This is a genomic window from Nonomuraea sp. ZG12, assembly GCF_052068115.1.
GTDB lineage: Bacteria > Actinomycetota > Actinomycetes > Streptosporangiales > Streptosporangiaceae > Nonomuraea.
Window position 1 is genome coordinate 52,096 of sequence record NZ_JBQHCW010000009.1, and the last position, 15,879, is coordinate 67,974.

A 15,879-nucleotide genomic window follows, 5' to 3' on the forward strand; every position below is an offset into this window, starting at 1 on the left:
ACCGTGATGCGGGTGTACGTGGGGAACGCGGTCACGGACGGGGCCGGCGACGACGGATGGCTGCTGGGCCACTTCAAACCCGGCGGCGACGTCCGGCACAGCGACGACGTCGAGATCAAGTGGGGGACGCACGCGGCGGGCGAGGAGCGGGCGCGCTGGGTGAGCGGTGAGCGGCGCACCGCGTAGGGGGCGCGGGGGCATGGCGGCGGGCAAGTAGGCTGGTACGCAACACCCCCGCGCTGGCTTGGCCGGGGGTCGTCGTGTTGCCATCTGGGGCCTATCTGATGAGTCTTTCCGGACTGCTCGACCTTCTCACCGCTGATCCGAAGCTGACCGCAGCCCTGGAGCAGGGCGGCGACGTCTCCCTGGTCGCGCCCGCCTCCCTGAGGCCGTTCGGCGTGGCCGCGCTGGCCGGACACGACCAGCGGACCGTGCTGGCCGTCACCGCGACGGGCCGGGAGGCCGAAGACCTGGCCGCCGCGTTGACGAGCCTCATGGAGCCGAGTTCGGTGGCCGTCTTCCCGGCCTGGGAGACGCTGCCGCACGAGCGGCTCTCGCCCCGTTCCGACACGGTGGGGCAGCGGCTGGCCGTGCTGCGGCGGCTCGCGCACCCGGTCAAGGGTGACACCGCCGCCGGCCCGCTCAACGTGATCGTCACGCCGGTCAGGGCCCTGCTGCAGCCGATCGTGCGAGGGCTGGGCGACCTGGAGCCGATGCGGCTCAAGGCCGGCGACGACGCCGATCTGGACGAGGTGGTCGCCAACCTCGTCGGCAACGGCTACCACCGGGTCGACATGGTGGAGAAGCGCGGCGAGGTCGCGGTGCGCGGCGGGCTGCTCGACGTGTTCCCGCCGACCGAGGAGCACCCGCTGCGGCTGGAGTTCTGGGGCGACACGGTCGAGGAGATCCGCTGGTTCAAGGTGGCCGACCAGCGCTCGCTGGAGGCGGCGGAGGACGGCCTGTTCGCGCCGCCCTGCCGTGAGCTGCTGCTGACCGAGGAGGTCCAGGGCCGGGCCCGGGAGCTGGCCGAGCGCCACCCCGCGCTGGCCGAGGTGCTCGACCGGCTCGCCGAAGGCATCCCGGTCGAGGGCATGGAGGCGTTCGCGCCGGTCCTGTGCGGTGAGATGGACCTGCTGATCGACCACCTGCCCGCGAGGGCGGCCGTGTTCGTCTGCGACCCCGAGCGGATCAGGGGCCGGGCCGAGGAGCTGGTGCGCACCTCGCAGGAGTTCCTGGAGGCGTCCTGGATCACCGCCGCGGCCGGCGGCGAGGCGCCGATCGACCTGGGCGCGGCCGCGTTCCGCACGCTGGAGGAGATCCGCGACCACGCGGACTCGCTGGGGCAGCCGTGGTGGTCGATGGCCCCGTTCGGCAGCGGGATCGAGCTGGCCGCGCACGACTCCGAGGCCTACCGGGGAGACACCCGGAAGGCGCTCGACGACATCAAGGGCTGGCTCGCCGAGGACAAGGCGGTCGTGCTGCTCAGCGAGGGGCACGGCCCGGCCGAGCGGATGGTCGAGCTGCTCAAGGGCGTCGACGTTCCCGCACGTCTAGAGAAATATCTGGACAAGGCGCCCGAGCCGAAGGTCGTGCACGTCACCACCGGGCTCATCGAGCACGGCTTCATCACCCCCGGCCTGGCTGTGCTCACCCACCTCGACCTGGTCGGCCAGAAGGCGTCCACCAAGGACATGCGCCGCCTGCCGTCGCGCCGCCGCAACATGGTCGACCCGCTGCAGCTCAAGGTCGGCGACAACGTCGTGCACGAGCAGCACGGCGTCGGCCGCTACATCGAGATGGTGCAGCGCACCGTCCAGGGCGCCACCCGCGAGTACCTGGTCATCGAGTACGCCAAGGGCGACCGGCTGTACGTGCCCACCGACCAGCTCGACGAGGTCACCCGCTACGTCGGCGGCGAGGCGCCCACGCTCAACCGGATGGGCGGCGGCGACTGGGCCAAGGCCAAGTCGCGGGCCAAGAAGGCGGTCAAGGAGATCGCCGGCGAGCTCATCCGCCTCTACTCCGCGCGCATGGCCTCACCCGGCCACGCCTTCGCCCCCGACTCGCCGTGGCAGCGCGAGATGGAGGACGCCTTCCCCTACGCCGAGACGGGCGACCAGCTGGAGGCCATCGACGAGGTCAAGCGCGACATGGAGCGCGGCATCCCGATGGACCGGCTGATCTGCGGCGACGTCGGCTACGGCAAGACCGAGATCGCGGTACGGGCGGCGTTCAAGGCCGTGCAGGACGGCAAGCAGGTGGCCGTGCTGGTGCCGACCACGCTGCTGGTGCAGCAGCACCTGTCCACCTTCGCCGAGCGGTTCTCCAGCTTCCCCGTCTCGGTCCACCCGGTGTCGCGCTTCCAGACCGACGGCGAGATCAAGGGCACCCTCGAAGGGCTCCGCACCGGCGCCGTGGACCTGGTGATCGGCACCCACCGGCTGCTCAGCCCCGAGGTCAGGTTCAAGGACCTGGGCCTGATCATCATCGACGAGGAGCAGCGCTTCGGCGTCGAGCACAAAGAGGCCATGAAGCACCTGCGCACCCAGGTCGACGTGCTGGCCATGTCCGCCACGCCGATCCCGCGCACGCTGGAGATGGGGCTCACCGGCATCCGTGAGATGTCGACGATCCTCACCCCACCGGAGGAACGCCACCCCATCCTCACCTTCGTCGGGCCGTACGACGAGAAGCAGATCGCGGCCGCCATCAGGCGCGAGCTGATGCGCGACGGCCAGACCTTCTTCGTGCACAACCGGGTGGCCTCGATCAACCGGGTCGCCGCCCGGCTGCGGGAGCTCGTCCCGGAGGCCCGGGTGGCGGTCGCGCACGGGCAGATGAACGAGCACCAGCTCGAAAAGATCATGGTCGGGTTCTGGGAGCGCGAGTACGACCTGCTGGTCTGCACCACGATCGTGGAGTCGGGCCTCGACGTGCCCAACGCCAACACGCTGATCGTCGACCGGGCCGACAGCTACGGCCTGTCGCAGCTCCACCAGATCAGAGGCCGGGTCGGGCGGGGCAGGGAGCGGGGCTACGCCTACTTCCTCTACCCACCGGAGAAGCCGCTCACCGAGACCGCGCACGAGCGGCTGGCCACGATCGCCCAGCACACCGAGATGGGCGCGGGCATGTACGTCGCGATGAAGGACCTGGAGATCCGCGGCGCCGGCAACGTGCTGGGCGCCGAGCAGTCGGGCTTCATCGCGGGCGTCGGCTTCGACCTGTACGTGCGGCTCATGTCCGAGGCGGTCCAGGAGCAGAAGGCCAAGCTGTCGGGCGAGCCCGTGCAGGCGGAGCAGCACGACGTCAAGGTCGAGCTGCCGATCAACGCGCACATCCCGCACGACTACGTGACGTCCGAGCGGCTGCGGCTGGAGGCGTACAAACGCATCGCCGCGATCTCCACCGACGGCCACATCGGCGAGGTCCGCGACGAGCTGACCGACCGCTACGGCAAGCCGCCCGTCGAGGTGGAGAATCTGCTGGAGGTGGCCCGGTTCCGGATCATGGCCAGGCGGGCCGGGTTGACGGACGTCACCCTGCAGGGACAGAACATCAAGTTCGGTCCCGCGAGCCTGCGGGAGTCGCAGCAGGTCCGGCTGGACCGGCTCTACAAGAAGGCCATCTACAAGCAGGCGGCGCAGACGCTGCTGGTGCCGGTGCCCAAGACCAAGCCCCTGGGCGGCCGGCCTCTGCGGGACCTGGAGTTGCTCAAATGGTGCGGTGATCTGGTTGAGGCGATGTTCCTCGAGCCCGCACGGGTAAGCTAGCGGCGGTTTTTGGCGGAAAGGGAAGCATGTGAAGTCGATTCGAGTGGCTCTGGCCGCTACAGCGGCGGGGGCCAGCCTCTTCGCGCTGACGGCCTGCGGGACGACGGTCGAGGCCGGTGCCGCGGCGGTCGTCGGGGACCAGCGGATCTCCTCCCAGGATCTCAAGCGCAACGTTCAGGAGTTCGAGGCCGCACTGAGGAAGGCCCAGATCGACCCGGGCCAGCTCGGCGTGCCGATCTCCCAGTTCGTCCTGTTCCGGATGACGAACCAGCTCCGCTACCAGCAGATCGCCGACAAGCACGGCGTCACGGTCAGCGAGACGGAGATCGACCAGGCGCTGAAGCAGCCGGGCCAGCAGCAGACGCCCGAGATGAACCTGCTGACCAAGGGCGTCTCGCCGGCCAACCCGCGCGCCTACCTGCGTGCCGAGCTCGGCGCCGCCAAGGTGATCGAGAAGTGGGGCGGCACCCAGAGCCAGGACGCCGCGGCGAAGTGGAACGAGGAGTACAACGCGGTCAAGCCCGTCTTCAGCCCCCGCTACGGCTCCTTCACGCCGGATCAGGGCTTCGTCGACCCGGGCCGGTTCGGCACGCCCGCGCAGCCGCCGCAGCAACAGCAACAGCAACAGCAACAGCAGTAGGGCCGGGCATGCCGCTCGTCGTCGTCACCACCTCGCCGCGCATCGCGCCGGGCCTGCTGAGCCACCAGGCCTGGCAGGCGTTGCGGTCCGGCCAGGTGCTGACCGGCTCACCGGCCCACCCGCAGCTGCCCTACCTGGCGGAGGCGGGCGTCGAGGTCGCCGTCGTGACCCCGGACGCGGCGGAGCTGGCCGGGCGGGCGGTGCGCGAGACCGTGGTCTGGCTCGCCGACGGCGACGACGAGGACTTCATGCGCGCGCTCGGCCACGCCGCGGTCGCGCTGGAGGAGCCGCCGCTGATCGAGGTGGTGCCCGGCTCCTACGACCTGCCGGGCGCCCGGGTGCTGGACCTGGTCGCTGTCATGGACCGGCTGCGCACCGAATGCCCCTGGGACCGCAAGCAGACGCATGAGTCGCTCGTGCCGTACCTGCTCGAAGAGGCCTACGAGGTGCTGGAGACCATCGAGGACGGCGACTATCCGGCGCTCCGCGAGGAGCTCGGTGACCTGCTGCTCCAGGTGGTGTTCCACGCCCGGGTGGCCGACGGCTTCGACATGGACGACGTGGCCGCCGGGATCGTCGAGAAGCTGGTGCGCCGCCACCCCCACGTGTTCGGCTCGGTCCGGGCGGAGACGGCCGACGAGGTGAACGACAACTGGGAGACGATCAAGGCGGCCGAGCGGGCGTCCAAGGGCAGCCGGTCGCTGCTCGACGGCGTGCCGATGGGACAGCCGGCGCTGTCGCTGGCCGCCCAGCTCGTACGACGCGCCGAACGGGCGGGCGTGCCCGCCGGGCTCGCGTCAGCGGTCGGCCAGGGGATCGCCCGAGAGCTGTTCGACCTGGTCCGCCGCGCCCAGGAGGCAGGGCTGGACGCCGAGGCGGAGCTGCGCGCGGCCGCCCGCTCCTACCGCGATCGGGTACACGCCTGGGAGTCCCGGCAGTCTCCTCAGTAGCGCCACGCATCCCGAAATGCCAGGATTTACCCGTTACGGGGGAGGTCTCTGATGTCTCGGTTACGCCAGCTGCAGCACGGCGAGCTGCGCGAGGTCGCGGGCTACCGCCTCCTGCGTGGCCTGGGAGACGGCGGGCAGGGATCGGTCTACCTCGGCGAGGACCACGGCGGCCGGCAGGTCGCGATCAAGATCCTGCACGCCAGGCTGCTCGGCGACCGGCGGGCGACGCGCAGGTTCCTCCAGGAATGCGAGCTGGCCGAGAAGGTCGCCGCCTTCTGCACGGCCAGGGTGATCGGCTCCGGCCTCGTGGCCGGCCGGCCGTACATCGTGAGCGAGTACGTCCCCGGGCCCTCGCTGCAGGAGTCGGTGGTCAGGGAAGGCGCCAGGACGGGCGGCGCGCTGGAACGGCTGGCCGTCGGCACCGCAGCCGCGCTGAACGCCATCCACCGCGCGGGCATCGTGCACCGCGACTTCAAGCCGGCCAACATCCTGCTGGGCCCCGACGGGCCGAGGGTGATCGACTTCGGCATCGCCAAGGCCATGGAGGCGGGCACCACCGCCAGCAGCGTGGTGGGCACCCCCGGCTACATGTCGCCCGAGCAGATCGCCGGTGAGCCGGCCAGCGCGGCCTCCGACATGTTCAGCTGGGCCTCCACCGTGGCGTACGCGGCCACGGGCCGGGCCCTGTTCGCGGGCGAGTCGATTCCGGCGGTCATGCACCGCATCCTGACCGAGGAGCCGGACCTGCCGGACGTGGCCGAGCCGCTCCGCTCGTTGCTGGCCGGCTGCTTGGACAAGCGGCCCGCCGCCCGGCCGACGGCCTCCGACGTCCTGCACGCGCTCATGGAGGGCGACGAGGGCCTGCGCCGGTACGGCGGCGGGTCCACCGGCGCGGCGAGCCGGCGTCCCGGCCGGGCGGTCACCGGAACCCGCCGGACGGCGACGGGCGGCCGAGCCGAGGCCCGGCCGATGAGAGCACGCCCGTCCGTACGGCGTCGGCCCGCGACCGGCGACGAGCCCGAATCCCCGCGGCGTCGGCCCGTGACGGGTGACGTGCCCGAGTCCCCGCGACGTCGGCCCGTGACCGGCGACGTGCCCGGGTCCGTGCGGGCGCAGGTCGAGCACGACGGCCGGCACAGCGGGGAGCTGCGCCGGGGCGTCGCCAGGCCCGCTTCCCCGGTGCGCCGGAGGCGGGCCAAGGCGGCGGGGGCCGTGGCCGTCACGCTGGTCGGCGGCATCACGCTGGGCCTGCTGTGGCGCGGCTCGGACAGTCCGCCCGCCGGCACTTCCGTGACGAGCGAGCCCGCCGTGGCCGAGCAGCTCGGCAGGCCCTTCGGGCTCGGCAAGCTCGTCGACGCGCTGGCGGTCGGCGTGCTTGACGGCAGGACCGTGGTGGCCGCCGCCGCTCCGCAGGCGCGTAACGTCCAGCTCTGGGACCCCGCCACGGGCGAGCGGCTGGCCGTCTCCCCGTCGTCGGACGCCGCCTCGGGCGTCACAGCGCTGGAGTTCGTCCAGGTCGACGGGGTGCCCTCGGTCGCCTGGTCCAGCAAGAACGGATTCGTTTCGCACTGGGCGCCCGGCTCTCCGGTCGTGACGGCCAAGGTGTGCGGCAGCGACGCCGTGATGGCCGCCGTGCCGCGCAAGGAGGATCCGGTCGTCGCCGTCGGCTGCCCCAACGGCCGCCTCCAAGGCTGGGACCTGCGTACCGGAAAGAAGACCGGTCCGTTCCACGCCTCGAAGGAGCCTGTCTCCCAGCTCGCCTGGACCGGGGAGGACGGCCTGGTGGCCTTCAGCTCTCGGTGGAACGGGCTGCGGCTGGCCAACCTGTGGGGCGGCGCTCAAGGCATGTCGCCCCAGGCGGCGGGCGAGGTGACTGGCGGGGAGATGGGCGAGGTGCTGGCGATCGCCGCCGCACCGGGGCAGCCGGTGGCCGTCGGCGTCCGTGGCCGGGGCGCCGACCTCCACGACCACCGCACCGGCCGGCGCAGGTGCGCCGTCGCCGCGCCGGACGGCGCGGAGCTGACCAGGCTGGCCATCACCGGGGCGGGCGGCCGTGGCCTGCTGTACGGAAGCGGCGGCGCCGTGCTGCACGTGTGGGAGACGGGCTCCTGCGCGCGGCTGGCCTCCGTGCCCGTGCCGGACCAGGTCACCGCCCTGGCCGTAGGGGAGATCGGCGGTCGCCAGGCGGTGGTGGCGGCCACCGGGGGCATGATGCGCGTGTGGACCGTGCGGGGTGGACGGTGAGCGTACCGATAGGCTCTGAACGCATATTGCCTTTCGAATTAGGAGCGCATCCCGTGGCTACCATCGAGGTCGTTTACGCTCGCGAGATCCTCGACTCCCGGGGCAACCCCACGGTTGAGGTCGAGGTGATTCTCGACGACGGCAGCACCGGCCGTGCGGCGGTGCCCAGTGGCGCGTCCACCGGCCAGTTCGAGGCCGTCGAACTGCGTGACGGCGACGCGCGCTACGGCGGCAAGGGCGTGCAGAAGGCCGTGCTGGCCGTCACCGACGAGATCTTCGACGAGGTGCACGGCGTCGAGGCCGAGGACCAGCGCATCGTCGACCAGATCATGATCGACCTGGACCGGACGCCCAACAAGGCCAAGCTCGGCGCCAACGCCATCCTGGGCGTCTCGCTGGCCGTGGCCAAGGCCGCCGCCGACAGCGCCGACCTGCCGCTCTTCCGTTACGTCGGCGGTCCCAACGCCCACGTGCTGCCCGTGCCGATGATGAACATCCTCAACGGCGGCGCGCACGCCGACACCAACGTCGACATCCAGGAGTTCATGATCGCGCCGATCGGGGCGGAGACGTTCCGCGAGGCCGTGCGCATGGGCACCGAGGTCTACCACGCGCTCAAGGGCGTGCTGAAGGAGAAGGGCTACGCCACCGGCCTGGGCGACGAGGGCGGCTTCGCCCCCAACCTGCCCTCCAACCGCGACGCGCTCGACCTGATCCTGGTCGCCATCGAGCGGGCCGGCTACACCCCCGGCACCGACATCGGCCTGGCGCTGGACGTGGCCGCCTCCGAGTTCCACAAGGACGGCGTCTACACCATCGACGGCAAGGGCCTGTCGGCCCAGGAGCTCATCGCCTTCTACGCCGACCTCGTCGACAACTACCCGCTGGTCTCCATCGAGGACCCGCTGGACGAGAACGACTGGGAGGGCTGGCACGCGATCACCGAGGCGCTGGGCAGCAAGGTCCAGCTCGTCGGCGACGACCTGTTCGTGACCAACCCGGAGCGGCTGGCGCGCGGCATCAAGGAGGGCACCGCCAACTCCCTGCTGGTCAAGGTCAACCAGATCGGCACGCTGTCGGAGACGCTCGACGCGGTCGCCCTGGCCCACCGCAGCGGCTACACCTGCATGATGAGCCACCGCTCCGGCGAGACCGAGGACACGACGATCGCCGACCTGGCCGTCGCGGTCAACTGCGGTCAGATCAAGACCGGCGCCCCGGCCCGGTCCGACCGGGTGGCGAAGTACAACCAGCTGCTGCGCATCGAGGAAATCCTCGACGACGCCGCACGCTACGCGGGTCGCGGGGCTTTCCCGCGTTTCCAGCGCTAGTTTCGGGTACGGCTCGCGGCGGGGCGACATGCCCGGCCGCGAGCCGCGCCGGAGCCGTACGACGGATTGGGGGTGCTCAGCATGGCGAAGAGACCGCAGCTGACCGGCAGGGCCGCCATCCTCGCGATCGTGGTGTGCGCGATCGCGATGAGTCTCGCCTACCCCGTGCGCGAGTACATCGCCCAGCGCCGCAACATCGCCGAGCTCCGCGAGGAGAAGGCCAGGGTTCAGGCGGAGCGGCAGAAGCTGGTCGCCGAGAGCGAGCAGATCCGCGATCCCAACTGGATCAAGCGCACGGCCAAGGAGCGGCTCCACTACTGCGGGCCGGGCGAGAAGTGCTACGTGGTGATGGACGCCGCGCCGGGCAAGGATCAGACGGCCGTGAAGCAGGCCGCCGCGCTCCCGCCGTGGTATCAGACGCTGTGGGAGTCGGTCGAGGCGGCCGACACCGGCAAGGGACGCAGAGCGGGAGCAGGGGAGAAGGCAGGCGTTGGAGAGCAGTGACGTGGAGGCGGTCCAGCGGCAGCTCGGGCGGCCGCCGAGAGGGCTACGCGGTGTGGCCCACCGCTGTCCGTGCGGCAATCCGGACGTGGTGGAGACCGCGCCGCGGCTGGCGGACGGCTCGCCCTTCCCGACCCTCTACTACCTGACCTGCCCCAAGGCGGCCTCCGCGATCGGCACCCTGGAGGGCTCGGGGCTGATGCGGGAGATGCAGGCCAGGCTGGCCACCGATGCCGAGCTGGCGGCGGCCTACGACGCCGCGCACCACGACTACGTCGCCAGGCGCGACAAGATCGCGGAGGAGGAGGGCCTGGAGCCGCTCCCGCGTGACATGCAGAGCACCGGCGGCATGCCGAAGCGGGTCAAGTGCCTGCACGCGCTCGTCGCGCACGAGCTGGCGGTGCCGGGCGCCAATCCGTTCGGCAGGGAGGCGCTGGACGCCCTCCCGGACTGGTGGAGTGACGGACCATGCGCGTAGCGGCCATCGACTGCGGCACCAATTCGGTGCGCCTGCTCGTCGCCGACGTCGACGACGACACGCTGACCGAGGTCGAGCGGCGGATGGAGATCGTCCGGTTGGGCCAGGGGGTCGACGAGACCGGCCGGCTGGCGCCTGAGGCGCTGGCGCGGACGTTCGGCGCGATGCGCGGCTACCGCAAGCTGATCGACCAGCACGGCGTGACGGCCACCCGGGTGGTCGCCACCAGCGCCACCCGCGACGCGGCCAACCGGCAGGAGTTCGCCGACGGGGTGCGGGAGATCTTCGGGGTCGAGCCGGAGGTGGTCTCGGGAGCGGAGGAGGCCGAGCTGTCGTTCACCGGCGCGACCAGGGGGCTGGTGCGGTTGTCGCCGGAGACGGAGGTGCCGCAGGGGCCGCTGCCCCCCTACCTCGTGGTGGACATCGGCGGCGGCTCGACCGAGTTCGTGGTCGGCTCCGCGCACGCCGAGGCGGCCGTCTCGGTCGACATCGGGTGTGTCCGGCTGACCGAGCGGCATCTGCGCGCGGCCGGGGATCCGCCTTCGGCGGTGGCGCTGGAGGCCGTGGTGGCCGACATCGAGGCGGCGCTCGACCGGGTGGAGGCGGAGGTTCCGGTACGGCGGGCGCGTACGCTGGTGGGGCTGGCCGGTTCGGTGACGACGGTCGCGGGCATCGCGCTCGACCTTCCCGCGTACGATCCGGAGCGCATTCATCACTCTCGGATATCCGCCGGGCAGGTGCATGAGGTGACGCGCAGGCTGCTGTCGATGACCCATGGTGAGCGCGCGGCCGTTCCGGTGATGCATCCCGGACGAATTGACGTGATCGGAGTCGGTTCCCTGATTCTGGACCGTCTTGTGCGGCGCTTCGGGTTTCCGCAGGTCGTCGTCAGCGAGCACGACATTCTTGATGGAATTGCCTGGTCCATAACTTAACGTTGCGACCAGATTGGGACATATCCCCATTGGGTGTCCTGTTGAGCGCGCAATCCTTTTTGTGCTTTAGTGATCGCGTGCATTGCGGGGGCTTTGCCATATTGTCGGACACGGGTGCTGTCGACGTGGCAACCGTTCCCGGGTGCGTCCTCCCCTCACGGAATGGAGCACTCCTGTCATGAAGTCCTCTGCGTTAGCGCGGAAGGCGGCGGCGTTCGGCGCCTCCACCGCCATGATGGCCGGTCTGGTGGCCGGGCTGGCGGCCAGTCCCGCCCAGGCGGCCACCTCCGGCTCGGCGGCCACGGCCGCCGCCGCCAAGGCCAAGGTGTCGGTCTCGAAGCCCAAGGTGTCGACCGGCGACTACCAGGGCTCCTGCCCGGTCGACGTGAAGTTCTCGTCGACGGTCAAGGTCAAGCCCGGCAAGAAGCGGACCACGCTCGCTTACCGCTGGCTCCACGCCGACGGGTCCAAGAGCAAGGTCAAGACCGTCACCGTCAAGGGCACCCGTACCAAGTCCGTCACGGTGAGCGAGAAGGCCACCTTCAAGGGCGACCTCAAGGGCTGGCAGGCCCTGCAGGTGCTGAGCCCGCGCAAGGTGACCTCCCAGAAGAGCTACTTCTCGGTGTCCTGTCTCAAGCTGGACGCCAAGAAGCCCGAGGCGCGGGTCTCGGTCCGGGCCTGGGCGAGCCCGTCTCGCTACGTGGGCGCCTGCACGCCCGGCACCAAGATCGACATTGTTGGCAAGATCAGGGTCGACCGTCCGTCGTGGGTCCGCTACCGCTGGGTCGTCAACGGCGACGTCGTGGACTACGGCAAGGTCAGGGTGTGGGACTCCCGCACCGTCAGCGTCGGCGTCTCGCCCCGCCACAGCCAGCACGGCTCGGCGGTCCTCGAGGTGCTCAGCCCCGACCGCACCACCTCCAACCGGGCCCACTACAAGGTCTGGTGCAAGGACTACACCCCGCGTCCCGTCCCGTCCGTGAAGGTCTTCGCCACTGGCATGTCGGCCTCGACGGACAAGGACTGCAAGGTCAGCGCGAGCGCTTCGATCCGCTCCACCGGCTCCGCCCGCGTCCAGTGGACCTGGTCGCTGAACGGCCGGACCGTCTCCAGCGGTCAGGGCTACTTCCACGGCCGTGACTCCAAGAGCGTCTCACTGCCTGCCCAGGCGCTGAGTGGCTCGGCGAAGGACGGTGGCAGAGTCGTGCTGTCGGTCCAGGGCCCGAACAACAGCGACTCGACCGGGGCGGTCTACGCCGCGTGCGCCAAGCCGGAGCCGGCCGTCACGGCGACTCCGGTTCCCACGGTGAAGCCGACTGCCACGGCGACCCCGGTCCCGTCGGCGAGCCCGGTTCCTTCCGAGGTTCCCAGCAACAAGTAGCCGAGACGGGGCTGATCGACGGCTAGGCCGGCGTCGGTCCGCCTCGGTGAGGTGAGCGGTTTCTCGACCGGGTGGCGCCCTCATGCGCCACCCGGTCTTCCGTGTCCGGCCTTCGCCCGGGAGAGCACCCGCGGTTCATGAGCGGGACTGCGGTTCACGGGTGGGCTCGGTGGTCGGGCACCATCGGTGTCATGAGTTTCGTACCGCCCGGCACCGGCTGGCCCGACGATCCGGCGACCGCCGACACCCCGGTCGCGCACGACCCCGCCGACGTGCGCGGGCTCGCGGCCACGAGTGACACCCTCGCGGAGCTCACCGCCAGGCAGTCGGTCTGCCGGGCCTGCCCGCGCCTGGTGACCTGGCGCGAGGACGTGGCGGCGGCCAAGCGGCGGGCGTTCGCCGGGGAGACCTACTGGGGGCGGCCCGTCGCCGGGTGGGGCGACGAGCGTCCAAGGGTCCTGATCGTGGGGCTGGCCCCGGCCGCGCACGGCGGCAACAGGACCGGCCGGATCTTCACCGGCGACCGCAGCGGTGACTGGCTGTTCGCCTCGCTGTACCGCACCGGTCTGGCCACGCAGGAGACCAGCACGCACGCCGGTGACGGGCAGCGTCTGATCGGCGCCCGGATGCTGGCGTCGGTGCGCTGCGCGCCGCCCGAGAACAAACCGCTCCCGCAGGAGAAGGCGGCCTGCCTGCCGTGGATGGCGCGGGAGATCGCGCTGGTCGCGCCGACCGTCCGGGTGATCGTGGCGCTGGGCGGCTACGCCTGGCAGGCGATGTGGCCGGCGCTCAAGGACGCCGGTTACGTCCTGCCGCGTAGCCGGCCGCCGTTCGGGCACGGGGTAGAGGTCCCGGTGCGGCACGGTGACGCGGGTGACGCGGTGGTCACGCTGCTGAGCTGCTATCACCCCAGCCAGCAGAACACCTTCACCGGCAGGGTCACCGGCGCGATGCTTGACGATGTCTTCACCAGAGCGGGGGAGCTGGCAGTGTGACGCGTTGCACCATCCGGGCATTGGCCTTTTGCGCGACGGAGACGTACGCTGCTTGTGAAAGCTTTCACAAAGTCTTTCCACGAGGGATGGGGCCTCAGGATGAGTAAGCACGTTCTGATCGTCGGCGGCGGTTACGTCGGCCTCTACACAGCACTGCGCCTGCAGCGGAAGCTCGCCAGCGAGCTGCGCGGCGGCGAGGTGCGGATCACGATCATCGATCCCCAGTCCTACATGACCTACCAGCCGTTCCTGCCGGAGGCCGCCGCGGGCAACCTCTCGCCCCGGCACCTGGTCGCGCCGCTACGGCGGATCCTGCCCAAGGTGCGGATTCTGAACGGCCGGGTCACCAAGGTGAACCACTCGGGGCACACCGTCACCTTCCAGCCCGCCGAGGGCGCGCCGCGTGACGTCTCCTACGACGTGATCGTCATGGCGGCCGGCTCGATCTCGCGCACCCTGCCGATCCCCGGTCTCACCGACATCGGCATCGGCTTCAAGACCGTGGGCGAGGCCATCGCGCTGCGCAACCGCGTGCTGCACCTGCTGGACGTGGCCGAGTCGACCGACGACCTGGAGCTGCGCCGCAGGGCGCTGACCTTCGTCGTGGTCGGCGCGGGCTTCGCCGGGGTGGAGGCGCTGGCCGAGCTGGAGGACATGGCCAAGCACTCCACGCGCTACTACCGCAACCTCACGCCGGCCGACATCCGCTGGGTGCTGGTCGAGGCCACCGACCGGGTGCTGCCCGAGGTCGGGCCGGAAATGGGCAAGTGGACGCTGGAGCAGCTGCGCGAGCGCGGCATCGACGTGAAGCTGGAGACCCGGCTGGAGTCCTGCGAGGGCGGCCACGTGGTGCTCTCCGACGGCTCGAAGTTCGAGGCCGAGACGCTGGTGTGGACCGCGGGCGTCAAGCCCAGCCCGGTCGTCGCCGAAAGCGACCTGCCGCTCGACGAGCGCGGCCGGCTCAAGGCCACGACGAAGCTCACTCTCGCAGGCACCCGGGACGCCTTCGCCGCCGGTGACGCGGCCGGGGTGCCCGACGTGACCAACCCGGGCCAGTACTGCGCGCCCAACGCCCAGCACGCGGTCCGCCAGGCCAAGGTGCTGGCCGACAACATCGTCCGGTACCTGCGCGGGCAGGAATTGGTCGATTACCGGCACAAGTATGTCGGATCGGTCGCCGGTCTCGGCCTGCACCAAGGCGTCGCCAACGTCTACGGCGTCAAGCTTCGCGGATTCCCTGCGTGGTTCATGCACCGCACCTACCATCTGTCGCGGGTGCCGACGCTGAACCGCAAGGTCCGCGTCGTCGTCGACTGGACCCTGGCCCTGTTCTTCAAGCGGGAGACGATCTCGCTCGGAGAGATGGAGCATCCACGCGAGGGATTCAGGGCCGCGGTCAAGACGATGCGCCGCTAGCCCTTCGCGCGCAGCGCCCCGGCGATCACTCGCGCCGGGGCGCTTTCGGCACCCACCGAACTGATCGGAAGGGGATTCACGGGTGGGGCTATCAGCGGTGACCGTGCTAGGCGTGGACAGGCCAGGCGTGATCGCCGCGGTCACCGGTTCGCTCGCCGACTGCGGGGCCAACATCCAGGACTCGACGATGACGTTGCTCGGCGGCCATGTGGCGATGATGCTGCTGGTCTCGGGCGACCTGAGCCCCGATGAGCTGATGAAACAGCTCTCCGTGCCCGATCTGGTGGTGACGGCCTCCGCCGTGGAGGCGTACCGCTACTTCCGCGGCCAGAGCGACGGCCTCGGCTACGTGCTGACCGTCCACGGCCCCGACCGGCCCGGCATCATCTCCGGGATCAGCGCCGTGCTCGCCGCCGACGGCGGCAACATCACGGGGATGAGCACCCGGCTCACCGGCCGCCTGTACGTCCTCATCGCCGACGTCGAGCTGCCCGAGAACGTGGACGTGGCCGCGCTCATGCGCAGGCTGGCGGCCGTCGGCGCCGGGCTCGACTCCGAGATCACCTTCCGCCCGGTCGAGCCCGACCTGCTCTGAGCCCCCTGGCGGACCCTGCCGGCCGCCTTCGAAACCGTCCAGGAGATCAACGTCAGGAGATCGACGTGCCCGAACGCTCAAGCCCCCGCCCGGTGAACGGGCCGCGAGGGAAGGCGCGTCAGGTGCTCGGCGCGCCCGACCCCATCCTGTCCTCCCCGGCCGAGCAGGTGGACCCGACGGCCCCCGAGGTGGTGGCCGCGGCGGCCGACCTGCTGGCCACCCTCCGCGAGGAGCCCGCCAGAACCGGCCTGGCGGCCCCCCAGATCGGGCTGAGCTGGCGTCTGATCGCCTTTGACGCCGGTCGCCACCCCAGGAGTCGGTCCTGGGCCGGAGAGCTCGTGGTGGTCAATCCTCGCCTCACGGAGGCCTCGCGCTGGGACTGCGGGCGCGAGGGGTGCACGTCCGTGGCGGGCCTCATGGGCGATGTACGCCGAGCGTCCCGTATCACGGTAGATGGGCGTTTGCCAGGAACCGGGAAGCCCGTCACCATCGAAGCCGATGCTTTCGAAGCTCGGTGCATTCAGCACCAACTGGACCATCTGGACGGCGTACTCTTCCTGGACAGAGTGTCAGGAGCCCTCTCACTTCATCGCAGACTTCACACTTGTGACGCCTGATACGAAGTTGTGCTCCTCGGAAG

At 70.8% G+C, this 15,879-nt stretch carries 14 protein-coding genes; all 14 read left to right on the plus strand.

Translation table 11 applies throughout. The features are described 5' to 3' along the window. The first annotated feature begins 3 nt into the window (after positions 1-3). The 14 genes from ACTMTF_RS24730 (at position 4) to ACTMTF_RS24795 (ending at position 15,856) form a co-directional block, all read left to right on the plus strand. The gene (locus ACTMTF_RS24730; protein WP_441112819.1) at positions 4-186 is read left to right on the plus strand and encodes a hypothetical protein; all 183 of its coding nucleotides are present in this window, start codon (positions 4-6) and stop codon (positions 184-186) included. 98 nt (positions 187-284) lie between these two features. Continuing rightward, positions 285-3,773: a transcription-repair coupling factor gene (gene mfd, locus ACTMTF_RS24735; protein WP_441112820.1), complete on the plus strand. Its 3,489-nt coding sequence runs from the start codon at positions 285-287 to the stop codon at positions 3,771-3,773. A 28-nt stretch (positions 3,774-3,801) separates the two neighbouring features. Then, positions 3,802-4,413, plus strand: a complete 612-nt coding sequence (locus tag ACTMTF_RS24740) for a SurA N-terminal domain-containing protein (RefSeq protein WP_441112821.1) — start codon at positions 3,802-3,804, stop codon at positions 4,411-4,413. A gap of 8 nt (positions 4,414-4,421) precedes the next feature. Continuing rightward, the gene (locus ACTMTF_RS24745; protein ID WP_441112822.1) at positions 4,422-5,363 is read left to right on the plus strand and encodes a MazG family protein; all 942 of its coding nucleotides are present in this window, start codon (positions 4,422-4,424) and stop codon (positions 5,361-5,363) included. Positions 5,364-5,414: 51 nt separating this feature from the next. Next, complete coding sequence (locus ACTMTF_RS24750; RefSeq protein ID WP_441112823.1) at positions 5,415-7,607, plus strand: WD40 repeat domain-containing serine/threonine protein kinase; 2,193 nt, start codon at positions 5,415-5,417, stop codon at positions 7,605-7,607. Between the two features lie 53 nt (positions 7,608-7,660). Then, positions 7,661-8,938, plus strand: coding sequence for a phosphopyruvate hydratase (gene eno, locus ACTMTF_RS24755; protein ID WP_397011996.1), 1,278 nt, complete (start codon positions 7,661-7,663; stop codon positions 8,936-8,938). A gap of 81 nt (positions 8,939-9,019) precedes the next feature. Then, positions 9,020-9,442, plus strand: coding sequence for a septum formation initiator family protein (locus ACTMTF_RS24760; protein WP_397011994.1), 423 nt, complete (start codon positions 9,020-9,022; stop codon positions 9,440-9,442). Next, the gene (locus ACTMTF_RS24765) at positions 9,429-9,917 is read left to right on the plus strand and encodes a DUF501 domain-containing protein (protein WP_397011992.1); all 489 of its coding nucleotides are present in this window, start codon (positions 9,429-9,431) and stop codon (positions 9,915-9,917) included. The genes ACTMTF_RS24760 and ACTMTF_RS24765 overlap by 14 nt, the downstream gene beginning before the upstream one ends. Next, complete coding sequence (locus ACTMTF_RS24770) at positions 9,908-10,852, plus strand: Ppx/GppA phosphatase family protein (RefSeq protein WP_397011990.1); 945 nt, start codon at positions 9,908-9,910, stop codon at positions 10,850-10,852. Before ACTMTF_RS24765 ends, ACTMTF_RS24770 begins: the two co-directional genes overlap by 10 nt. A gap of 178 nt (positions 10,853-11,030) precedes the next feature. Next, on the plus strand, positions 11,031-12,233 hold the full coding sequence (locus ACTMTF_RS24775) for a hypothetical protein (protein ID WP_441112824.1): 1,203 nt from the start codon (positions 11,031-11,033) through the stop codon (positions 12,231-12,233). 191 nt (positions 12,234-12,424) lie between these two features. Further along, the gene (locus ACTMTF_RS24780) at positions 12,425-13,228 is read left to right on the plus strand and encodes a uracil-DNA glycosylase (RefSeq protein ID WP_441112825.1); all 804 of its coding nucleotides are present in this window, start codon (positions 12,425-12,427) and stop codon (positions 13,226-13,228) included. Between the two features lie 99 nt (positions 13,229-13,327). Further along, positions 13,328-14,644 (plus strand): NAD(P)/FAD-dependent oxidoreductase, encoded by a 1,317-nt coding sequence (locus ACTMTF_RS24785; protein WP_441112826.1) that lies wholly within the window; start codon positions 13,328-13,330, stop codon positions 14,642-14,644. 112 nt (positions 14,645-14,756) lie between these two features. Beyond that, entirely contained in the window at positions 14,757-15,239 is a 483-nt protein-coding gene (locus tag ACTMTF_RS24790; protein WP_397011982.1) for a glycine cleavage system protein R, read from the plus strand. 122 nt (positions 15,240-15,361) lie between these two features. After that, a complete protein-coding gene (locus ACTMTF_RS24795; protein WP_441113009.1) occupies positions 15,362-15,856 on the plus strand; it encodes a peptide deformylase in 495 nt (164 codons plus the stop codon). The last annotated feature ends 23 nt before the right edge of the window (positions 15,857-15,879 follow it).